General features: G+C 70.3%; 22 protein-coding genes. 11 read left to right on the forward strand and 11 right to left on the reverse strand.

Annotated elements, in window-relative coordinates:
• Nucleotides 1-7: 7 nt before the first annotated feature.
• The gene (miaA, locus tag NBW76_RS11985; RefSeq protein WP_056554282.1) at nt 8-964 is read right to left on the reverse strand and encodes a tRNA (adenosine(37)-N6)-dimethylallyltransferase MiaA; all 957 of its coding nucleotides are present in this window, start codon (nt 962-964) and stop codon (nt 8-10) included.
• 66 nt (nt 965-1,030) lie between these two features.
• On the opposite strand from miaA, the gene NBW76_RS11990 reads away from it, so the two are divergent.
• On the forward strand, nt 1,031-1,279 hold the full coding sequence (locus NBW76_RS11990) for an antitoxin (protein ID WP_055967578.1): 249 nt from the start codon (nt 1,031-1,033) through the stop codon (nt 1,277-1,279).
• Between the two features lie 7 nt (nt 1,280-1,286).
• Here the strand turns inward: NBW76_RS11990 and NBW76_RS11995 are convergent, their stop codons facing one another.
• Nucleotides 1,287-1,967, reverse strand: coding sequence for a hypothetical protein (locus tag NBW76_RS11995; RefSeq protein WP_056554279.1), 681 nt, complete (start codon nt 1,965-1,967; stop codon nt 1,287-1,289).
• A gap of 64 nt (nt 1,968-2,031) precedes the next feature.
• Here NBW76_RS11995 and NBW76_RS12000 point away from each other — a divergent pair, with 64 nt between their 5' ends.
• The gene (locus NBW76_RS12000; RefSeq protein ID WP_056554276.1) at nt 2,032-2,601 is read left to right on the forward strand and encodes a hypothetical protein; all 570 of its coding nucleotides are present in this window, start codon (nt 2,032-2,034) and stop codon (nt 2,599-2,601) included.
• Nucleotides 2,602-2,628: 27 nt separating this feature from the next.
• On the opposite strand, the gene NBW76_RS12005 is transcribed toward NBW76_RS12000, so the two are convergent.
• Together NBW76_RS12005 and NBW76_RS12010 are read right to left on the reverse strand one after the other, a co-directional pair.
• Entirely contained in the window at nt 2,629-3,195 is a 567-nt protein-coding gene (locus NBW76_RS12005) for an HhH-GPD-type base excision DNA repair protein (RefSeq protein ID WP_055967569.1), read from the reverse strand.
• 46 nt (nt 3,196-3,241) lie between these two features.
• Entirely contained in the window at nt 3,242-3,880 is a 639-nt protein-coding gene (locus tag NBW76_RS12010) for a TetR/AcrR family transcriptional regulator (RefSeq protein ID WP_162239211.1), read from the reverse strand.
• Between the two features lie 51 nt (nt 3,881-3,931).
• Here NBW76_RS12010 and NBW76_RS12015 point away from each other — a divergent pair, with 51 nt between their 5' ends.
• Entirely contained in the window at nt 3,932-6,832 is a 2,901-nt protein-coding gene (locus NBW76_RS12015) for an MMPL family transporter (protein ID WP_056554269.1), read from the forward strand.
• Complete coding sequence (locus NBW76_RS12020) at nt 6,832-8,910, forward strand: YhgE/Pip domain-containing protein (protein WP_056554265.1); 2,079 nt, start codon at nt 6,832-6,834, stop codon at nt 8,908-8,910. Before NBW76_RS12015 ends, NBW76_RS12020 begins: the two co-directional genes overlap by 1 nt.
• A gap of 127 nt (nt 8,911-9,037) precedes the next feature.
• On the opposite strand, the gene miaB is transcribed toward NBW76_RS12020, so the two are convergent.
• On the reverse strand, nt 9,038-10,546 hold the full coding sequence (miaB, locus tag NBW76_RS12025; RefSeq protein WP_056554263.1) for a tRNA (N6-isopentenyl adenosine(37)-C2)-methylthiotransferase MiaB: 1,509 nt from the start codon (nt 10,544-10,546) through the stop codon (nt 9,038-9,040).
• A 100-nt stretch (nt 10,547-10,646) separates the two neighbouring features.
• Here miaB and NBW76_RS12030 point away from each other — a divergent pair, with 100 nt between their 5' ends.
• On the forward strand, nt 10,647-10,958 hold the full coding sequence (locus NBW76_RS12030; protein ID WP_056554260.1) for a hypothetical protein: 312 nt from the start codon (nt 10,647-10,649) through the stop codon (nt 10,956-10,958).
• A gap of 80 nt (nt 10,959-11,038) precedes the next feature.
• Here the strand turns inward: NBW76_RS12030 and NBW76_RS12035 are convergent, their stop codons facing one another.
• Both NBW76_RS12035 and NBW76_RS12040 read right to left on the reverse strand, forming a co-directional pair.
• On the reverse strand, nt 11,039-11,461 hold the full coding sequence (locus NBW76_RS12035; RefSeq protein ID WP_056554257.1) for a VOC family protein: 423 nt from the start codon (nt 11,459-11,461) through the stop codon (nt 11,039-11,041).
• Between the two features lie 77 nt (nt 11,462-11,538).
• Nucleotides 11,539-12,234, reverse strand: coding sequence for a DUF305 domain-containing protein (locus NBW76_RS12040; protein WP_056554254.1), 696 nt, complete (start codon nt 12,232-12,234; stop codon nt 11,539-11,541).
• 122 nt (nt 12,235-12,356) lie between these two features.
• On the opposite strand from NBW76_RS12040, the gene NBW76_RS12045 reads away from it, so the two are divergent.
• The 5 genes from NBW76_RS12045 to NBW76_RS12065 all read left to right on the forward strand — a co-directional run bounded on the left by NBW76_RS12045 (nt 12,357) and on the right by NBW76_RS12065 (nt 17,407).
• Entirely contained in the window at nt 12,357-13,916 is a 1,560-nt protein-coding gene (locus NBW76_RS12045) for an LVIVD repeat-containing protein (protein ID WP_056554251.1), read from the forward strand.
• A gap of 224 nt (nt 13,917-14,140) precedes the next feature.
• Nucleotides 14,141-14,869 carry an amino acid ABC transporter ATP-binding protein gene (locus NBW76_RS12050; protein ID WP_156364802.1) on the forward strand — a complete coding sequence of 243 codons (729 nt, stop codon included), beginning with the start codon at nt 14,141-14,143 and terminating at the stop codon, nt 14,867-14,869.
• Between the two features lie 58 nt (nt 14,870-14,927).
• Complete coding sequence (locus tag NBW76_RS12055) at nt 14,928-15,806, forward strand: glutamate ABC transporter substrate-binding protein (protein ID WP_235497756.1); 879 nt, start codon at nt 14,928-14,930, stop codon at nt 15,804-15,806.
• Nucleotides 15,807-15,890: 84 nt separating this feature from the next.
• The gene (locus NBW76_RS12060) at nt 15,891-16,535 is read left to right on the forward strand and encodes an amino acid ABC transporter permease (protein ID WP_055967528.1); all 645 of its coding nucleotides are present in this window, start codon (nt 15,891-15,893) and stop codon (nt 16,533-16,535) included.
• Nucleotides 16,532-17,407 (forward strand): amino acid ABC transporter permease, encoded by an 876-nt coding sequence (locus NBW76_RS12065; protein WP_055967525.1) that lies wholly within the window; start codon nt 16,532-16,534, stop codon nt 17,405-17,407. Before NBW76_RS12060 ends, NBW76_RS12065 begins: the two co-directional genes overlap by 4 nt.
• A gap of 6 nt (nt 17,408-17,413) precedes the next feature.
• On the opposite strand, the gene NBW76_RS12070 is transcribed toward NBW76_RS12065, so the two are convergent.
• Entirely contained in the window at nt 17,414-17,875 is a 462-nt protein-coding gene (locus NBW76_RS12070) for a hotdog fold domain-containing protein (RefSeq protein WP_055967522.1), read from the reverse strand.
• A gap of 82 nt (nt 17,876-17,957) precedes the next feature.
• On the opposite strand from NBW76_RS12070, the gene NBW76_RS12075 reads away from it, so the two are divergent.
• A complete protein-coding gene (locus tag NBW76_RS12075) occupies nt 17,958-18,515 on the forward strand; it encodes a PadR family transcriptional regulator (RefSeq protein ID WP_156364763.1) in 558 nt (185 codons plus the stop codon).
• Nucleotides 18,516-18,554: 39 nt separating this feature from the next.
• On the opposite strand, the gene NBW76_RS12080 is transcribed toward NBW76_RS12075, so the two are convergent.
• The 3 genes from NBW76_RS12080 to NBW76_RS12090 form a co-directional block, all read right to left on the reverse strand.
• A complete protein-coding gene (locus NBW76_RS12080; protein ID WP_235492950.1) occupies nt 18,555-19,085 on the reverse strand; it encodes a regulatory protein RecX in 531 nt (176 codons plus the stop codon).
• A 38-nt stretch (nt 19,086-19,123) separates the two neighbouring features.
• Nucleotides 19,124-20,209: a recombinase RecA gene (recA, locus tag NBW76_RS12085; RefSeq protein WP_056554239.1), complete on the reverse strand. Its 1,086-nt coding sequence runs from the start codon at nt 20,207-20,209 to the stop codon at nt 19,124-19,126.
• A 306-nt stretch (nt 20,210-20,515) separates the two neighbouring features.
• Complete coding sequence (locus tag NBW76_RS12090; protein ID WP_055968556.1) at nt 20,516-20,710, reverse strand: DUF3046 domain-containing protein; 195 nt, start codon at nt 20,708-20,710, stop codon at nt 20,516-20,518.
• Between the last annotated feature and the right edge of the window lie 46 nt (nt 20,711-20,756).

The following is a 20,756-nucleotide window of genomic DNA, read 5'->3' on the forward strand; positions in this document are numbered from 1 at the left end:
CACCAGTCTACGGCCGCGGGCCCGACGGATCCGCGGCGTCGCCGGGCTCCCCACCCCGTGCCACGTGGTCCAGCGCGCGGGCCAGCAGGTCGGGCTCGTCGTGGGGCAGCCAGTGCACCCGCGGGTCCTGGTGGAACATCCGGTCCTGTCGCCGGGCGAACGCGCGGGTGCCCCGCACGGTCTCGGCGCGGGCCTCCTCGTCGCTCACCTCCCCACGCAGCATCGCGAGCACCTGCTGGTAGCCGATGGAGCGCGACGCCGTGGGCGAGCCGTCGATCCCGGCATCGAGCAGGCCGCGCACCTCCTCGACGAGTCCCTGCTCCCACATGGCATCGACCCGACGCACGATGCGCTCGTCGAGCACCGGACGCGGGACGTCGAGGCCGAGCAGGGTCACGTGTCGGTAGATCGAGCGGTGAGCCGGAAGACTCGCGACGAACGGTCGGCCGGTCATCTCGGTGACCTCCAGCGCGCGCACGAGCCGGCGGCCGTTCGAGGGGAGCACCTGGTCGGCAGCCTCGGGAGCCACCCGCCGCAGCTCGGCGTGCAACGCCTCGGCCCCCTCGGTCTCGAGCCGACGCTGGTAGCGCTCGCGCACCTCGGGGTCCGTGCCGGGGAACTCGAAGTCGTCGATCACGGCCCTCACGTACAGCGACGACCCGCCGACGAGCACCGGCGTCACGCCACGACGCAGACAGTCCTCGATCGTGGCGCGGGCGTCGCGCTGGAAGGTCGCCACCGACGTCGGCTCGTGCACGTCGAGCACGTCGAGCAGGTGGTGCGGGACGCCGCGCCGCTCGGCCTCGGTGACCTTCGCGCTGCCGATGTCCATGCCACGGAACAGCTGCACGGCGTCGGCGTTCACCACCTCGCCACCGAGGGCGAGCGCCAGGTCGACCGCCAGCGCCGACTTGCCCGACGCCGTCGGACCGACGACGACCACGATGCGATCGAGGCTGCTCACCCGTGGAGTCTTTCAGTAGCCTCGGGGCAAGCGGGGCAGTGCGCCCCTGGACCGAGGAGAGATCTGATGGGCTTCCTGGACAAGCTGAAGAAGAACGCCCCCGAGCTCAAGGCGAAGGCCGCCGAGCTGGCGAAGACCCAGAACGACAAGATCGACCAGGGCATCGACAAGGCCGCCGGTCTCGCCGACAAGGCGACCAAGGGCAAGTACACCGGAAAGATCGACGGCGCGGCCGGCAAGGCGAAGGACGCCGCCGACAAGCTCGCCGAGGAGGACCGGGGCGGCGGACCAGCCGGACCCCGCGGCCGCGCCTGAGCCTGCGCTAGGAGACGTTCCACTCGGCGACGAACCAGCCGACGCCGAGCGGCGCGTCGTCGAGGTGCAGGCGAGCCTCGACCCCTGAGCCGTCGACCGGCGCACCCTCGGTGGCGTGCAGTCGAGCGGACACGGCGTCGCCCACCGTTCGCCATGCCGGTGCACCTGCGCACAGCAACGAGTCCGCGAGCTCGAGGTCGATGCCGCCCAGCGCATCGGCGTCACCGTCGGCCAGTGCCGCGGCGATCGTGGCGTCGAACGGCTCGGCCCGGTCGTCGAGGTGTCCGGGCGCCCGCTCGGAGCGCCTGGCCGAGCCGTCGGCCATGACCAGCACGGCGGAGTCGTCGAGGTCGGACGCGTGAACCTCGTGCACGTACACGCGCGAGCCCGACCAGCCTGCTTCGTCGAGCAGCCACGCACCGACGGTGTGGGCCAGCCCGAGCCCGCCGTCGGGGCCGCCTGCGGTCACGTCGATCCCGTGCGGCGCCAGCGAGCCACCGACACGCTCGTCCGCCGGAGCCGGCGGTGCGTCGGACCCGACCACGAGCACGCGGGCCGGGGCGTCGTCGACGAGCCTGCGGACGGCCGCGAGCGCCTCGACCCGCACCGCGTCCATCTCGCTGACGTCACCGACCAGAGCACCTGCGGCGACCAGGGGTGAGCAGGGGCAGAACACGACGCTGGGCACGGGGCGAGCGTAGGCGGTGCACGCTCGACCCGCCGGACGAGCGCCCCCGTGGCACCATGACCTGGTGCCCGCCTACCTGCCCGACGAGGACGCGTGGCGGTACGACCTGCCGCCGGTGTCTCCCGGGTGGCGGTGGATGGCTCTCCTGGCACCGCTGGTGGCGCTCGCCGTGGCTGCGGCCGCCACGTTCTCCCTGCTGCACTCCCTCGAGGAGGACGAGCGCGGCTACCTCGACGACCCCGAGGTGACCGGCGTCGTCACCATCGCCTGCGCGATCATGACGTCGACCGTGGACGGACTCCGGGTCGGTGGGCCGCCGCGACGGCAGGCCGCCGTGCTGGCCGACCAGAACCTCGCGGTCGAGCGGATGATCGACACGGTGCGCCGGATCGACGCTGCAGACCGTCGGTCCGACCGCCCCCTGGACGCGTGGCTCGAGGACTGGGACAGCCTCCTGCGTGCCCGTGACCGCTACGCCCGTCAGGTGAGCACCGGCTTCGACGCGACCTTCCGCGTGCCCACCGGACCCGACGACCGTCCGGTCGTCGAGCGGATGGACCGCGCCGCCGACGGCACCTGCCGCGTGCCCGACGTGCTGGTCGACCCGTTCTCCGCCGGAGACCAGGACGTCTGATGCCGCAGCGCTCGAGCGTGCCCGCGCCTAGGCCTGAGCGGCCTTGGCCTCGGCCTTCTTGGCCTTCTTGAACTGCCGGACCTTCTGCAGCGAGTCGGCGTCCACGACGTCGGCGACCGAGCGGTAGCCCTTCTTGGCGTAGTCGCCCGAGGCCTTCGTCCAGCCACGCGGCTTCACGTCGAGCTGCTTGGCCAGCAGGGCGGTGAAGATCTTCGCCTTCTGCTCGCCGTAGCCCGGCAGGGCGGTGAGCCGCTTCATGAGCACCGGCGCGCTGCCGACGTCGGACCAGATGCGCGAGGCGTCGCCGTCGTACTCGTCGACCACGACCTTGGCGAGCGCCTGCACGCGCCCGGCCATGGACCGGCCGTAGCGGTGGATCGCCGGCGGGGTGGCGCAGAGGTCGGCGAAGGCGTCGGGCTCGGCGTCGGCGATGGCGGCGGGGTCGAGCGTGCCGAAGCGCTCGAGGATCTTGGCCGGCCCGCGGAACGCGTGCTCCATCGGGTACTGCTGGTCGAGCAGCATGCCCACGAGGAGCGCGAACGGGTCGTCGCTGAGCACGCGGTCGGCTGCTGGGTCCTGCGCGATCGTCACCATGGACCCATCATCCCAGGTCGAGCGGACCGCGGCGGGGCGTGGCGGGTCAGATCGGTTCGGTGAGGGCGAGGAGCATCCGGGGCAGGGTCGTGCGCAGCGTGTCGATGTCGACCGGACGGTCGTCGACGAGCGAGCTCAGCACCATGGCGTCCCACATGCCCATGAGGATCACGCTGACGTCCTTGACGTCGAGGGTGAGGCGCAGTCCCACCGCGTCGAGCGCGACGGTGAGGACGTCGGAGATGCCGTCGATGACCTCGTGCCACCAGCCGACGAACACGTCGCCGCCGACGTCGCCGCGCAGTCCGCGCGTCTGCAGCTCGAGATGGAGCAGGAACATGTCGAGGTCCGGCGGCTGCAGCAGCACGAAGCGCTCGAGGATCGCCCCGGCGGCTTCCTCCGGCTGCAGTCCCGCGAGCGTGGACGGCTCCGCCGCCTCGCGCAGGGTCTTCAGGATGGCCTCCTTCTCGCGCATGACCAGGGCGACGACGAGATCGTCCTTCGAGTCGAAGTTGGAGTAGAAGGCGCCGCGGGTGTAGCCGGCCTCCTCGCACAGCCGCTCCACCGAGACACCCTGCAGACCCTCGCGGACCAGGAGCGTGCGCGCGGCGTCGAGCAGGCGCTCGCGCGTGGCGGCGCGACGTCGGGACACGGGATCCGGGCTCGCGGCAGACGTGGTGGACACGACACTCACGATACATTGCTGTATCGGATACAGAAACGTATCGTTGCTCTCATGTCCACGTACCTCTACGAGCTGGGGCGCCGCTCGTTCGTCCACCACACGCGCGTCCTGCTCGCGTGGATCCTGGTGGTGATGATCGGCGCCGGCGCCGCGCTCACCCTCGGCGACGGCACGCGCGACGAGTTCGACATCCCCGGCTCGGAGGCCAACGACGCGTTCGCCGACCTCGGCCGCACCTTCCCCGAGCTGGCCGGCCTGTCCGCCTACGTCGTGGTCGTGGCGCCGGACGGCACCTCCATCGACTCCGAGCGGTCACGTGCCCTCGTGGGGCGGACCGTCTCCGACCTCGAGCGCGTCGACGGCGTCACCGACGTGACCTCGCCGTACGACGAGATGGCCCGCGACGCCTCGATCTCGAAGGACGACCGCGCGGCCCAGGTGCAGGTCCAGCTCTCCGGCGGCTTCGAGAACGTGACCGAGAAGCTGAAGACCGACCTGCAGGACACCGGCACCAGCCTGGAGGACGCCGGCTACACGGTCGCCTTCGGCGGTGACGCGTTCTCCAACACCGGCCCCAAGCTCTCGATCATCGAGATCATCGGCGTCGTCGTCGCGCTCTTCGTGCTCTACCGGATGTTCCGGTCGTGGCGTGCGGCGTTCCTGCCCATCATCACCGCCCTCGTGGGCGTGATCGTGTCGATGGAGCTCATCTGGACGGCCACGGGCTTCCTGTCGGTCTCGTCGACCGCTCCCCTCCTGGCGCTCATGATCGGGCTCGCCGTCGGCATCGACTACGCCCTGTTCATCCTGTCGCGGCACCGCGAGCTGATGAGCGAGGGCGTGCCCGCGGAGGAGGCGGCCGCCCGGTCCGTCGCCACCGCCGGCTCCGCCGTGGTCTTCGCCGGCGTGACCGTCATGATCGCGCTCGTGGGCCTCGCCGTGGCACGCATCCCCTTCCTCACCGTCATGGGCATCGGCGGGGCGCTGGCCGTGGCCGTCGCGGTCGCCGTGGCGCTCACCCTGCTCCCCGCGCTGCTCGGCCGCGCCGGCGACCGCCTCAAGGCGAAGGAGGGCGAGCGTCCCCCGGGCGGGTTCTCCCGACGCTGGGTCCTGCTGACCACCAAGTTCCCGGCCGTGGCCATGGTGCTCGTGGTCGGCATCCTCGCCATCGCCACCCTGCCCGTGAAGGACCTGCAGCTGGCCCTGCCCGACAACGGCACCGAGCCGGTCGGCACGCCGCAGCGCGACTCCTACGACCTGGTCGACGAGTACTTCGGGCCGGGGTACAACGGGCCGCTGCTCGTGACCCTCGACGTCATCACCTCGCGCGACCCGCTCGGCGTCGTGGCCGACGTCGAGAAGGACCTGCGCGCCACGCCGGGCGTCGAGCAGATCGGCCTGGCCACGCCCAACCGGACCGCCGACACCGCCGTGGTGCAGGTGATCCCGTCGACCGGACCGGCCGACGCCGCCACGGCGGACCTCGTGGACCGCATCCGTGCGGAGGCGCCGCGCTGGGAGAAGGAGCACGGCGTCGACGTCGCCGTCACCGGTCTGACCGCCGTCGGCATCGACGTCTCCGAGCGCCTGCAGGGTGCGCTGCTGCCCTTCGGCTTCCTCGTGGTGGGTCTGTCGGTGCTGCTCCTCATGGTGGTGTTCCGCTCGGTCCTCGTGCCGGTCAAGGCGACCTTGGGCTTCATCCTGTCCACCGGTGCAGCGTTCGGGGCCGTGGTCGCGGTGTTCCAGTGGGGCTGGTTCGCCGACCTGGTGCACCTCGACCAGACCGGTCCGCTCATCTCCTTCCTGCCGATCCTGCTGATGGCGGTGCTGTTCGGCCTGTCCATGGACTACGAGGTCTTCCTCATGTCGCGCATGAAGGAGGAGTACGTGCGCACCGGCGACGCCGACCGCGCGATCATCGACGGCTTCGTGGGCAGCTCACGTGTGGTCACGGCCGCGGCGGTGATCATGCTGGCCGTGTTCGCCGCCTTCGTGCCCGAGGGCGACGTGAACATCAAGCCGATCGCGTTCGCGCTGGCCATCGGTGTGTTCGCCGACGCCTTCCTCGTGCGCATGCTCTTCGCCCCGGCGGTCATGCGCTACGCCGGCGACCGGGCGTGGTGGATGCCTGCGCGGCTCGCGAAGGTCCTCCCCCACGTCGACGTCGAGGGCGAGGCCCTGCACCGCAGGGTCGAGCTGGAGTCCTGGCCTCGTCGCGACTCCACCGCGGCCGTCTCCGCTGCCGGGCTGACGCTGCAGACGCCGGAAGGCTTCGTCTACAACGACGTCACCCTCGAGGTGCCCGCCGGCGACTGGTTGGTCGTGCACGGCCCCAGCGGCAGCGGCAAGACCGCCCTGCTGCTCACGATCGCGGGCCGCATGGCCTTCGATGAGGGCCGGCTGCGCGTGGCCGGGCACCTGCTCCCGCAGGAGTCGCCGGCCGTCCGCGAGGCCGTGGCCCTCGCCGAGTTCCGCGACGTGAACGACCTCGACCCCAACCTGACCGTGGACCAGCACATCGCCGAGCGGCTCTCCATCCGCACGTTCGGGCTGTGGGTCTCGCGGTCGAAGGTGACACCCGTGCGGAACTCGATGAACCGCGCGCTGGAGGCGGCCCACGACGAGGCGGGCCTGCCCTTCCAGGAGGTGGCCGGCACGAGGCTGGTGTCCGAGCTGACCCGCCTGGAGCGCAAGACGCTCGGGGTCGTGCTGGCGCTGCTGGCCGACCCGCAGGTCGTGGTCGTCGACGACGCCGACGACCTGCGCGCCACCGAGCACATCGACCTGCTGTGGTCCACGCTCGCCCAGCTCCTGGAGCACCGGTCGACCGCGCTCGTCGCGGGCGTCCAGGCCGCATCGTCCGCCCCGGCCCAGAACTCCTCGACACCGTCCCCGCGGCTCCACCTGCTGGAGCTCGACACCCGTCGCACCCTCGATGAGCTGATGATCTGATGTTCCCCTCCCCGTCCCTGCCCTGGTTCGAGCTCGCGCGGTTCCGCCGCAGCCGGATCACCCGCGCCGCCGTGCTCGCGGTGGCGATCGTGCCGCTGTTCTACGGCGCCCTCTACATCTGGGCCAACCTCGACCCCACCGGTCGGCTCGACAACGTCCAGGCCGCCGTCGTCAACGAGGACGAGATGATCGAGGTGGCCGGTCAGGACGGTGAGAAGCAGCCCGTCGCCGTCGGCCGCGAGCTGGCCGCGAACCTCATCGGTGACGACTCGAGGAACAACTACGACTGGCTGCTCACCGACGCGGCCGACGCCCGGGCCGGGCTGGCGGACGGCACGTACAAGGCCGTGCTGACCATCCCGAAGGACCTGTCGAAGGCGGCCACCTCCACGAGCGGGGACCCGTCCGCGGCGGTGCAGGGTCGGCTCGACCTCAAGACCAACGACGCCGTGAACTTCGTCAACGGCCAGATCGCCGACCGCATCCTCGACGCCGCCAAGTCGTCGCTCAACGCCCAGGTGACCGAGACGTACCTCGGCAACCTCTACCTCGGGTTCACCGACATCAAGGCGTCCCTGGAGGAGGCCGCCGACGGCGCCGGGCAGCTGGCCGACGGCGCCGGAGAGCTGACCGACGGCGCGAACCAGCTGAGCGACGGCACGGCACAGCTGGCCGACGGGGCCACGACGCTGGCGGACGGCACGCGTCGGCTCGCCACCGGGGCGAACCAGCTGGACGACGGCGTCGGACAGCTGGCGGGCGGTCTCGGAGAGCTCGAGGACCGCACGGCTCCCCTGCCCGGCCAGACCGAACGGCTCGCCGACGGTGCCGAGCAGGTGGCCACCGGCGTCGCCGGGTTCGACCGGATCGTGCAGCAGGTGGCGGGTGCCATCTCCGGCAGCACCGACGAGATCGACCAGCGCCTCGGGACGCTGGAGCAGAGCCTGCGCGACGCGGCCACCACGTGCCGCGAGAGCGGTGCACCCGCCGCGCAGTGCTCGGACCTCGACGCCGCGGCCGACTCCGCCGCCACGGCGCGCACCCAGCTCGACGGACTCGTCGGGCAGGCAGGGACGATCGGGGAGCAGTCGGCGGCACTGAGCCGGGGCGCTCGCCAGGTGGCCGACGGCAACCGCGAGCTCGCCGACAACGTTCCTGCCCTCGTCGGGGCGATCGGTGACGCCGCCGACGGCGCCGACCGACTTCGCTCCGGCACCTCCCAGCTGGCCGACGGCGCCGACGATGCCGCCACCGGTGCCGATCGCCTGGCCGACGGAGCCGGCCAGCTCACCGACGGGGCCAACCAGCTGGCCGACGGCGCGGGCGCGCTGCGCGACGGTGCACTGGAGCTGCAGTCGGGGCTCAGCGACGGCAGCGAGCAGGTCCCGGACTACACCGAGGACGAGCGCGACCAGCTGGCCAAGACCGCGGCCACGCCGGTGACCGACGCAGCTGACCGTCTGAACAAGGTCTCGTCCTACGGCGAGGGACTCGCGCCCTACTTCATGGCCCTGGCGCTGTGGGTCGGTGCGATGTCGATCTACCTGCTCCTGCGGCCGCTCTCGGCGCGTGCCGTCGCCTCGGCCGCCGGCAGCGTGCGCACGGCCCTGGCCGGGTTCGTGCCCGGCGCCGCGCTGTCGCTCGTGCAGGCCGTGCTGCTGGTGGGCGTGCTGCTCGGGGTCGTCGGCGTCGGGGCCTCGCAGCCGTGGCTCCTGCTCGGTCTCGCCGTGCTCACCGGTCTGGTCTTCACGGCCATCAACCAGACGTTCATCGCCTGGTTCGGCGGGGCTGGACGATTCCTCGCGATCGTCTTCGTCTGCCTGCAGCTCACGGCCGCGGGCGGCACGTACCCGATCGAGACCTCACCGTCGTTCTTCGGGTTCCTGCACTCCTTGCTCCCGATGACCTATGCGGTCCACGGGATCCGGGCGGCCACCGCCGGTGGGACGCAGGGCGTCGCGTTCGACGCGTTCGTCCTCGTGGTCTTCGCACTGCTGGCCCTGGGTGCCACGGCGCTGGCGGCGAGGCGGCGGCAGCGGGTCTCGATCACGAGACTGCACCCGACCCTGCAGGTCTGACCGGTCTGCGAGGCACGGTGATCTCAGCCGCGCACGGGTTGCGACCCGTGCGCGGCTGAGGTCTTCGTGCGCCGTGCGAGATTCCCAGGTCGACCTGGAAATCTCGGGGCGGGAGTGCCGGGAGGGGTCAGCGGGCGCAGGCGGGTGCGTCGGCGACCGGGAGCGGGGCCGGTACGCCCACGGCGGGCATGCCGAGGGAGACGGCGGGGCGCACCTCGGTGCGACCCTGACGGGCCTCCCACGCGTCGCCCGCGCGCGTGCGCCGGTACGACACCGGCTCGGCGTCGCTGACGAGGTGGTGCGGGGCGGCGTGCGTGACCGTGACCTCCACCAGGTCGCCGGGGCGCACGGCGTGGTCGCCGGGGACGAAGTGCACGAGGCGGTTGTCGCGCGCGCGGCCGGTGAGGCGCTTGGTCTCGTGGTCCTTGCGGCCACCGGCGGCGCTGTGGTCGGAGACGAGGAGCTCGACGGTGCGACCCTCGAGCCGTTGATTCTCCGCCCACGACGTCTCCTCGACGAGGGCCGCCAGGCGCATGTACCGCTCCTGCACGACTTCCTTCGGCAGCTGGTCGGGCAGCATCGCCGCGGGCGTGCCGGGGCGCTGGGAGTACTGGAACGTGAAGGCGCTGGAGAACCGGGCCTGACGGACGACGTCGAGCGTGTGCTGGAAGTCCTCCTCCGTCTCGCCGGGGAAGCCGACGATGATGTCGGTCGTGATCGCGGCCTCGGGCATCGCCTCACGGACCCGGTCGAGGATGCCGAGGTACTTCTCCTGGCGGTAGGAGCGACGCATCGCCTTGAGGACGCGGTCCGAGCCGGACTGCAGCGGCATGTGCAGCTGCGGCATCACGTTGGGCGTCTCGGCCATGGCGGCGATGACGTCGTCGGTGAAGTCCTTCGGGTGCGGGCTGGTGAAGCGCACGCGCTCGAGGCCCTCGATCTCGCCGCACGCGCGCAGCAGCTTGGCGAAGGCCTGGCGGTCGCCGAACTCGACGCCGTAGGCGTTCACGTTCTGGCCCAGCAGCGTCACCTCGACGACACCGTCGTCGACCAGCGCCTGCACCTCGGCGAGGATGTCGCCGGGCCGACGGTCCTTCTCCTTGCCGCGCAGGGCGGGGACGATGCAGAACGTGCACGTGTTGTTGCACCCGACGCTGATCGAGACCCAGGCGGCGAACACGGAGTCCCGCTTGGTCGGCAGCGTGGACGGGAAGACCTCGAGCGACTCGAGGATCTCGACCTGGGACTCCTCCTGCACGCGTGCGCGCTCGAGCAGCACCGGGAGCGACCCGATGTTGTGGGTGCCGAACACGACGTCGACCCACGGCGCCTTGTCGGTGATGGTGGTGCGGTCCTTCTGCGCCAGGCAGCCTCCGACCGCCACCTGCATGCCGGGGTTCTTGGCCTTGAGGCTCGCGGCGTGCCCGAGGTTGCCGTAGAGCTTGTTGTCGGCGTTCTCGCGCACGGCGCAGGTGTTGAAGACCAGGAGGTCCGGGATGCCCGCTCCGTCACCGGCCTTCTCGTAGCCCGCCGTCTCCAGCAGGCCCGACAGCCGCTCGCTGTCGTGCACGTTCATCTGGCACCCGTAGGTGCGCACCTCGTAGGTCTTCGCCCCTGGCGACGTCGCTGCAGTCATGACCGCACGAGTCTACGCGGCGGGCACCGCGCCTCGTCCCGCACCGAGCCGTCCCGTGCGTTCGGCGGAACGACCGGCGCATCTGCGGCACCATGGCGCCATGGGTCGTCTCAAGCGTCTGCTGCTCGTCGCTGCAGCACTGGCCGGCGCCGGATTCGTCGTGGTGGCGGTCGGGCAGAGCTCGTCCGACGCCGACGAGGCCGAGCCGCTCGGCTGGTACGCCTACCCGCCCTCCGGCACCGAGACGACGAACGACGAGGCGTCGGCCGCCTACTCCTCGAGACTGCAGACCACCGTCGACGACGAGCCACGCCTCGGTGCCGTCACCCTGGTCGGGTTCGGCCTCGTCGGCCTCTCGTTCCTCATGACCGCCGGCATCGTCGGCACGTGGGCCGCCCGGAAGCGTGAGTAGTCGTCCGCGGTTTCAAACCCGCGGCCTGGTCGATGCCGTGAGAGCACCCCACCGAACCAGCCCATCAGCCGGGGCCGCCGTCAGGCTGCAGGGGCAGTGATCTCCAGGGCGATGCCGTCGGGGTCGCGGAACTCCAGGATCAGCTGGCCGCCGAGGTCCTTGACGTCCTCGTGATCGATGCCGAGGTCGTCGAGCACCGCGACGGCGTCGTCGAGGGCGGCGCGGTCCGCGACGGCGAAGCTGAGGTGGTCGAGGCCGGTGCGGTCCTCGTCGAAGGAGTCGTGCCCCGGAGCCACGGGACGCAGGCCGAGGAGACCGCCGGGGAACTGGTAGATCACGCCGCCGAAGAGGAACGCCAGCTGCTCGCGGGTCTCCTCGTCCGGGTTCTCCGGGAGCTCGAACGCCACGTCGAAGCCGAAGACGGAGTCGTAGAAGCGGCGCGAGGCGTCGATGTCGCGGACGGTCAGGCGGACGTGGGCGTAGTCGGTGGCGGCGATCGGCACGGGGTCTCCTCGGGTGCGGTGGGGTGTGCCTCCACGCTCACACGTCCCCTGCTCCCTCGCAGGCCGAGTCGACCCGCTCAGAGGTCGGCGAGGAGCTGACGCATCCGGTCGATCTCGGCGGTCTGGTCGGCCGCGATGCTCGTGGCCAGCTCGTTGACCTGCAGGTCCGCACCCTGACGGACGACGTCGCCGACCATCTCGATGGCGCCCTGGTGGTGCATGACCATCAGCTCGAGGAACTGGCGGTCGAACTGCGCACCCTTCGCCCTCGCGAGAGCGGCCATCTGCGCCTCGCTGGCCATGCCGGCCATCTCGTGCACGTCGCCGCCGTGCGACCCGTGCCCACCGTGGCGGCCCATCGGGATGTTGCCGCCCTCGATCTGCTCCTTCGTGGGCGCGTCGAGACCCTGGTCGGTCAGCCAGCCCGCCATGTAGACGATCTCGGGACGCTGGGCGCCGTCGATGCGGTCCGCCATCGTGCGCACCGCCTTGCTGCCCCCGGCCTTCGGGGCGAGCTGCGCCATCTCGAGCGCCTGGGCGTGGTGCGGGATCATCATCTGCACGAACTCGATGTCGGCGTCGTTGGCCCGCGCCCGCCCGATCTCCGGGGCCTCGTCGAGCTCCTCGGAGTCCTCCCCCGGCATGCCGGGCTGGATGATCGTGCCGTCGACCTTGCGCGACGGATCGTCCCCGGAGCACCCGGTGGCGAGCACGGCAACGGCCACGAGCACGGCGGCTGCTCCGCGGCCGAACGTGGGACTCCGACGACGCATACGTGGTTCCTTCCCCCGAAGTGTCGCCGTCACGGGAACGTCACGAACGAGTCCGCGCGTCGCCCTTGTCGTCATGACGGCTTTCAGCGAGGATAGCCACACTTCGGGGGAAGGACACACCTATGCGTATCTCGCGCAGACGGGCCACCACGGCCCTGCTCGGAGCCGCCGCCACCGGCGCGCTCACCGCGGCACTGCTCTCACCCATGGCCGCCACGGCCGAGGTGCAGGCCCGCGACACCACGTCCGACGAGTGCGACGGCGAAGTCGTGCTGTCGGAGGCGGACCGCCTGGCAGGCAACTGCCTCCCGGGCAACGACACCGCTCGGATGAACGCCAGCGGCGCCGACCTGGCACCCGGTGAGGAGGCGAACAGCAAGAACGTCGAGCGCATCGCCACCATCGCCAAGCAGGGCGCGTTCGCCACCGAGGACGCGCTCAACAGCGACCTCGCGTTCCAGGGCAAGTACGCCTTCGCCGGCAACTACAACGGCTTCATGGTCTACGACATCTCGAAGCCCGCGAGGCCGAAGGTCGTCACGCAGGTCGTGTGCGCGGGCTCGCAGAACGACATCTCCGTGTACGACGACGTGCTGATCCTCAGCACCGACTCCTCGCGCAGCGACGCCTCGTGCCAGAGCACGGCGCAGTCGGCCACCATCAAGGACTCGTGGGAGGGCGTCAAGGTCTTCGACATCTCCGACCCGCGCAAGCCGAAGTACGTGTCGGCCGTCGAGACACCGTGCGGCTCGCACACCCACACCCTGGCTCCCGGCAACGGCAAGCCGGGCAAGGGCAAGGGCGGCAAGCCCGGCAAGGGCTCGAAGAACGACCTGTACGTCTACGTCTCGTCGTACGCTCCCGACGCCGCGTTCCCCGACTGCCAGCCTCCGCTGGACTCCATCAGCATCGTCAAGGTGCCGCTGAAGAAGCCGTCGGCGGCGACGATGATCGCCCAGCCCGTGCTCTTCCCAGGCGGAGGCAACCCGGCCGGCGGCTACTCGCGCGAGACCAGCGGCTGCCACGACCTCACGGCCTACCCGAGCAAGGACATCATGGCCGGCGCCTGCATGGGCGACGGCATCCTGCTCGACATCCGCGACCGTGAGAAGCCGAAGGTCACCGAGAACGTGCGCGACACCGAGAACTTCGCGTTCTGGCACTCTGCCACGTTCAACAACGACGGCACCAAGGTCGTCTTCACCGACGAGCTCGGCGGCGGCGGCGCGCCCACCTGCAACCCGACCGTGGGCGACACCAAGGGCGCGAACGGGATCTACGACATCACCCGCAAGGGCGACCTGGAGTTCAAGAGCTACTACAAGATCCCCCGCACCCAGGCGAACACCGAGAACTGCGTGGCCCACAACGGCTCGCTGGTCCCGGTGAAGGGCAAGGACATCATGGTCCAGGCCTGGTACCAGGGCGGCTGGTCGATGTTCGACTTCACCGACTCGGCCAACCCCAAGGAGATCGCCTGGCACGACCGCGGCCCCAACGACGCACAGCGTCTCGTGGTCGGCGGCCCCTGGTCGACGTACTACTACAACGGCTACGTCTACTCCAACGAGATCCAGCGCGGCTTCGACGTGTTCAAGGTCGACGACCGTCGGATCAAGGGTGCGGAGCGGGTGCGCTTCGACGAGCTGAACCCGCAGAGCCAGCCGCGGTACCGCGAGTAGGGCTCGATCGCACGACCGCGAGCCGGCACTCCCACCCTCGCGGCCCCGAGACGTCGGCCGTCGATGCAGCACCCCTGCGTCGACGGCCGACGTGTGTTCCCGTCCGCCTTCCGGCGCGTGTGTCCACGGCGTTGCCGCGTCCCCGGCGCAGGTGACGATTCGGTTGCGGACTTGCAAGGACGACCAAGGACGCCGATAGGTTGTCCCGCATGGCTGACACACCCATGGTGGCCATGCAGGGGGTCCAGAAGCACTTCGGCTCCTTGCATGTGCTGCAGGACATCGAGCTCGACGTCGCCCAGGGCGAGGTCGTCGTCGTGATCGGGCCGTCGGGCTCGGGCAAGTCGACGCTGTGCCGCACGATCAACCGGCTCGAGACGATCGACGAGGGCCAGATCCACGTGGACGGGCAGCCGCTCCCCGCCGAGGGCAAGGCCCTCGCGCAGCTGCGCGCCGACGTCGGCATGGTCTTCCAGTCGTTCAACCTCTTCTCGCACAAGACCGTGCTCGAGAACGTGACGCTCGGCCCCATCAAGGTCCGTGGCCAGGCCAAGGTCGATGCCGAGAAGCGTGCCATGGAGCTGCTCGAGCGGGTCGGTGTCGAGTCGCAGGCCAGCAAGCTCCCCGCCCAGCTCTCCGGTGGCCAGCAGCAGCGGGTGGCCATCGCCCGCTCGCTCGCGATGGAGCCCAAGGTCATGCTCTTCGACGAGCCGACGTCGGCGCTCGACCCGGAGATGATCAAGGAGGTCCTCGACACCATGATCGACCTCGCCAAGGGCGGCATGACGATGATCGTCGTCACCCACGAGATGGGCTTCGCTCGCACCGCCGCCGACCGCGTCGTGTTCATGGCCGACGGACGCATCGTCGAGCAGAACACCCCCCACGAGTTCTTCAGCGCTCCGTCGTCGGACCGCGCGAAGGACTTCCTGGGCAAGATCCTCAACCACTGATCCACCTGTTCGAACCCAACCAACCGATCGAGGGGAAGCTCCCATGAAGGTGCGCAGCATGAAGCTCGCGGCAGTCGCCGCAGCGGTCGTCCTGGCCGCCTCGGCCTGCGGCAACGCAGGCGAGGACGACGGCACGGCGGCGTCCGGCAACGAGTACGAGGTCGTCGACAGCCCCGACTTCGAGGCGGGCTCGCGCATGGCTGAGCTGGCCGAGGCCGGCAGCGTCAAGATCGGCGTCAAGTACGACCAGCCCGGCGTCGGCTTCAAGGCCGCCGGCTCCGAGGCGCCCACCGGCATCGACCCCGAGCTCGGCAAGATCATCGCCGGCCAGCTGGGCATCGAGCCCGACAAGATCGAGTGGGTCGAGGCGATCTCCGACAACCGCGAGCCGTTCCTGCAGAACGGCACGGTCGACTTCGTCATCGCGTCGTACTCGATCACCGACGACCGTCGCAAGGTCGTCGGCCAGGCCGGTCCGTACTACGTCACCGGCCAGAGCCTGCTCGTCGCCGCCGACGACGACTCCATCAACGGTCCGGACGACCTCGAGGGCAAGAAGGTCTGCTCGGTCACCGGCTCCACGTCGATCAAGACGGTCGAGGAGGAGTACGGCGCGACCCCGGCCGGCTTCGACACGTACTCCGAGTGCGTCGACCAGCTGAAGAACGGCTCCGTCGACGCCGTCACCACCGACGGCGCGATCCTGCTCGGCTACGCCGCGCAGGCGCCCGACGAGCTCAAGGTCGTCGGTGAGCCCTTCTCCGAGGAGCGCTACGGCGTCGGCTACAGCAAGGACGCCCCCGAGCTGTGCCAGTTCCTCAACGACACGATCGAGAAGGCGTACGACGACGGCGACTTCGAGAAGGCCTTCGACGCGACGCTCGGCAAGTCGGGCAACGACGTGCCCGAGAAGCCGACGCTCGACGCCTGCGCCTGATCCGACCGACCGACCGGTCGCCGGGCCTCATCGCCCGGCGACCGGCCGACCATCCTGCGACTGTCGCTCGACGACGGAGGTGACGTGGAAGCCCTCAGCGAGAACTTCGGCCTGGTGCTCTCCGGTTTCGGTGAGACCTTGAAGCTGCTCGTCGCGTCCGGCGCGCTCGCGCTGGTGGTCGGCACACTCGTGGCCGTCGCCCGCGTGTCGCCGGTGCCGGTGCTGCGCGGCGTCGGGATCGGCTACGTCACCATCTTCCGCAACACCCCGTTGCTGGTGCTGATCCTGCTCACCTACTACGGGCTGCCCGAGGTCGGCATCGACTTCGGCTTCTTCGTCATGATCACGCTCGCGATGGGCCTCTACACGGCGGCCTTCGTCACCGAGGCGATCCGCTCGGGCATCAACGGCATCGGGCTCGGCCAGGCCGAGGCCGCACGGTCGATCGGGATGCCCTTCTCCCTGACCATGACGCAGGTCGTGCTCCCCCAGGCGTTCCGGCTCACGGTTCCGCCGCTGGCGAGCGTGTTCATCGCCCTGACCAAGAACACCTCGCTCGCCGCGGTGTTCGGCATCGCCGAGGCCACCTTCCGCATGAAGGGGCTCAGCAACGACTACGCGAGCGAGCGCATCGTCATCTTCCTCGGGATCGCCCTCGGCTACATCGTCATCGTCGAGCTGATCTCCTTCGGCGCGTCCCGCTTCGAGAAGGCCTGGAGGGTCGCATGAGCCAGGCATCCGTCCTCTTCGACGTCCCCGGACCGAAGGCCGCCCGCCGCTACCGGCTGCTGGGCATCGCCACGGTCGTCGGCGTCGTCGCGCTCGCCGCGCTGGTCGTCTGGAAGCTCTACAGCGAGAACCAGCTCACCGCCCAGCAGTGGGAGCCGTTCGTCACCCCGCGGATCGTCGACGTCCTCGTCCAGGGCCTCATCGACACCCTGCGCGCCGCCGGCATCGCCATCGTCGGGGCTGTCGTGTTCGGCGTCCTGCTGGGGGTCGGCAAGCTGAGCGACAGCCGGCTCGTGCGGTGGCCGTCGTGGACCGTCGTGGAGTTCTTCCGCGCGGTGCCGCTGCTGCTGCTCATCATCTTCGTCTGGGGGCTCGCGTCGTACCCGAACGGGGTGCTGTTCCCCCTCGTGATCGGCCTGATCCTCTACAACGGATCGGTGCTCGCCGAGGTCTTCCGCGCCGGCATCAACGCCGTGCCGAAGGGACAGGCGGAGGCGGCCTATGCGCTCGGTCTGCGCAAGAGCGCGGTCACGCGCATCATCCTGCTGCCGCAGGCCGTGAAGATCATGTTCCCTTCGATCATCAGCCAGTGCATCGTCGTGCTGAAGGACACCAGCCTGGGGTACGCGATCCTCGCGCCGGGCCTCACCGTGGCAGGTCGCTCGGTCTGGAACACCTTCGACAACCGGCTGGCCACCGCCATCGTGCTCGCGGTCGTCTACATCGCGATGAACCTGCTGCTCACCTGGCTCGGTGGGTGGGTGCAGCGGCGCTACATCGGTCAGCGAAAGTCGTCCGACCAGGTCGGTGGCGTCGTGCAGGGCCAGCCCGACGGTGGTGCGGGCGGCACCGGCGCACCGGGTCCGGCCTGAGCCGGCTCAGCGCTTCTTGGGGGTGACCCAGAGGTGGATGGTGCCCTCGACCGTGACGGTGCCGTCCTTCAGCGCCGCCTTCACGCGGATCGGGACGTCGGGACCGTTGGCCCAGTCCTCGGGGCTGGACTCGGCGGTGCAGTAGAGGTCGCCGGCCGACTTCGCCAGGTACTTCACGTCCATGCCCTTGGGCAGCCAGCGGGAGTCGCTCGGACAGGTGGCCTCGGCGAGCAGGCCCATGGCCGCCTCGAGACCGTTGCAGGCCGCGATCGCGTGCACGGTGCCGATGTGGTTCTGCACGCTGCGCCGCTTCGGGATCGTGATCTCGGCGAAGTGCGGCCGCATCTCGCGCACGGCGAGGTGGATCGACGCGAAGTACGGCGCCTTCTGGCCGTAGAAGATGGAGAACAGTCGCTTTCCCTGCGGGAGGGCCGACATCTTCCGGTACACATCGAGGGTGCTGGGCATGCGCGTGAGTCTAGGACCCTGACAGCGACGCTGTCTGCGTCGGCGCGGGCGATGTGGCGAACGGCTCAGTAGGGTGAGCGACGTGAACCTGTCGATGACCTCGTACGCCATCTTGGGGCTGCTGGCCTTCGACGGGGAGTCCGAGACCAAGGGCCTCACGGGCTACGAGCTGAAGCAGCGCGCCGACCGGACGCTGCGGTTCTACTGGACGTCGCCGGCGATGAGCCAGATCTACACCGAGCTCGACAAGCTGCTCCAGGGCGACCTGGTGCACGCCGTGGAGCAGACCGAGGGACGACGCACCACGCGCCGCTTCAAGATCAGCGACGAGGGACGCACCCAGGTGGAACGGTGGCTCTCCGCACCCGTGGACGACCCGTTCCCGGTGCTCAAGCACCCGGTGGCTCTGCGTCTGCTGATGGGTCGGCTCACCTCGACCGAGCACGTGCAGGAGATGCTGGACGACTACCTCGAGCGGCTCGCCGTGCAGCGCAAGGAGCTGGAGGCCGTGCGCGAGATGCTCGGAGACGTCGATGAGCTCCGCTACGCGGCTCGCGTGGCCGACTGGGGCATGTCGTACTACGACAGCGAGAAGGACATCGTCGAACGGATCCGACGCGACGTGGAGGAGCGCGGCTGATCCGCACTCCCCCACACCACACCCGTTGCCGCCACCAGCTCAGGTGGAGACGAGCGGCTCCACGTCGGCCTCGAGCTCCTCGCGGACCACGTCGAAGGCGACCTGGGGCGAGTAGCCCTTGCGCGCCAGCATGCCGGTGAGCCGACGGATCCGGGTGGTGTCGTCGAGGCCGCGCATGGAGCGCAGCTTCTTCTGGACCAGCCGGTGGGCCGCCTCACGCTCGGAGTCGGGATCGACGTCGGCCAGGACCTCCCGCGCGATCTCGTCGGCGATGCCCTTGCGCCGCAGCTCGAGCGCCAGCACCTTGGTGGCCAGGCCCTTGCTGCGTGAGCGCGACTCGACCCAGGCCCGCGCGAACGCGGCGTCGTCGATCAGACCGACCTCCTCGAACCGGTCGAGCAACCGCGTCGCGACGTCGTCGGGCACGTGCTTGCGCGCCAGCGCCTCGGCGAGCTCGGCCCGGCTGCGCGGCGAGTCCGTGAGCTTGTTGAGCAGGATGGTGCGAGCCACCGACTCGACGTCGGCATCGGGATCCTGCGCGGTGTCGCGCACCGGCTCGTCCGAGCCCACGGGCGGCTCCTGCCCTCGCGCCTGTCCCCCGGGCACGCTCAGAACTCCGTCGCGGGCAGGTCGATGTCGTCGGCGGCGACCTCGTCGTCGATCGTGGCGCCGACTCCCAGGTGCTCCTTGACCCGCTTCTCGAGCTCCTCGGCGAGATCGGGGTTGTCCTTGAGGAACTGGCGGGCGTTCTCCTTGCCCTGGCCCAGCTGGTCGCCCTCGTACGTGTACCAGGCGCCGGCCTTGCGGACCATGCCCGTCTCCACGCCGACGTCGATCAGGCTGCCCTCCCGGCTGATGCCCTGGCCGTACATGATGTCGAACTCGGCCTGCTTGAACGGCGGGGCGAGCTTGTTCTTGACGACCTTGACGCGTGTGCGGTTGCCGACCATGTCGGTGCCGTCCTTGAGCGTCTCGATGCGGCGCACGTCGAGCCGGACGGAGGCGTAGAACTTGAGCGCCTTGCCGCCGGTGGTGGTCTCGGGCGAGCCGAACATGACGCCGATCTTCTCGCGCAGCTGGTTGATGAAGATCGCCGTGGTGCCCGAGCCGTGGATGGCGCCCGTCATCTTGCGCAGGGCCTGGCTCATGAGGCGAGCCTGCAGACCGACGTGGCTGTCGCCCATCTCGCCGTCGATCTCGGCGCGGGGCACCAGGGCCGCCACGGAGTCGATGACGATGACGTCGATGGCGCCCGAGCGGATCAGCATGTCGGCGATCTCGAGGGCCTGCTCACCGGAGTCGGGCTGGGAGATGAGCAGCGCGTCGGTGTCGACGCCCAGCTTGCGGGCGTAGTCGGGGTCGAGCGCGTGCTCGGCATCGATGAAGGCCGCCACCCCACCGGCCTTCTGGGCGTTGGCCACCGCGTGCAACGCGACCGTGGTCTTGCCCGAGGACTCAGGGCCGTAGATCTCGACGATGCGCCCGCGCGGCAGACCGCCGATGCCGAGCGCGATGTCGAGCGCCGTGGCGCCGGTCGGGATGACGTTGATCGGGACACGGCCCCGCTCACCGAGGCGCATGACGGCGCCCTTGCCGTAGTTGCGGTCGATCTGGGCGATCGCGTTGTCGATCGCCTTCTCGCGCTGGTCGCTCGTGACGGCGGTGACGGGGGTCAGTGGTGCCTTGGAAGCCATGGGCTGGTCCGTTCTGCTCGGTGGGGGCCGGTCATCTGCGACGCTAGGGGCCGCCTCAGACATCTGGGGCCTCGTCGACCCCGCCTGTGGACAGCGACACACCTTCGCGTCAACCGTGTGGACAACGCTAGTACGAACACCTGTTCGATCGGATGCGACACGCCGTGTCGACCTCGTCGGTGCCGGCACGCTCACGACTCCCCCACGATCGGTGGATCCTCAACCGCGGAACGCCCGCTGTGGTTGAGGATCCACCGATGAGGCTCCAGATGTTGAGGATCCACCGATGGGGGAAGGGGCGTGCGGTCAGCGCTCGCTGGCGGGAAGCTCCAGCCGGGCGTGCACGGCACGCCACACGGTCTTGGGGTCGACCCCGGCGTCGAGCGCCTCGCTGGCCGTGCGACCACCCAGGTCGGACATGACCTGCGACTCCGCCCACGAGCGGGCGTACGCCGGGCCGAGGTGGATCCGCATCCGCTCCCAGAACTCGCTGTGCCTCATCGCGGCCAGCATGCCACGGGGCGCACAGCCGTCGGCGACGGCCTCG

Source organism: Aeromicrobium sp. Leaf245 (genome assembly GCF_942548115.1).
Lineage (GTDB): Bacteria > Actinomycetota > Actinomycetes > Propionibacteriales > Nocardioidaceae > Aeromicrobium.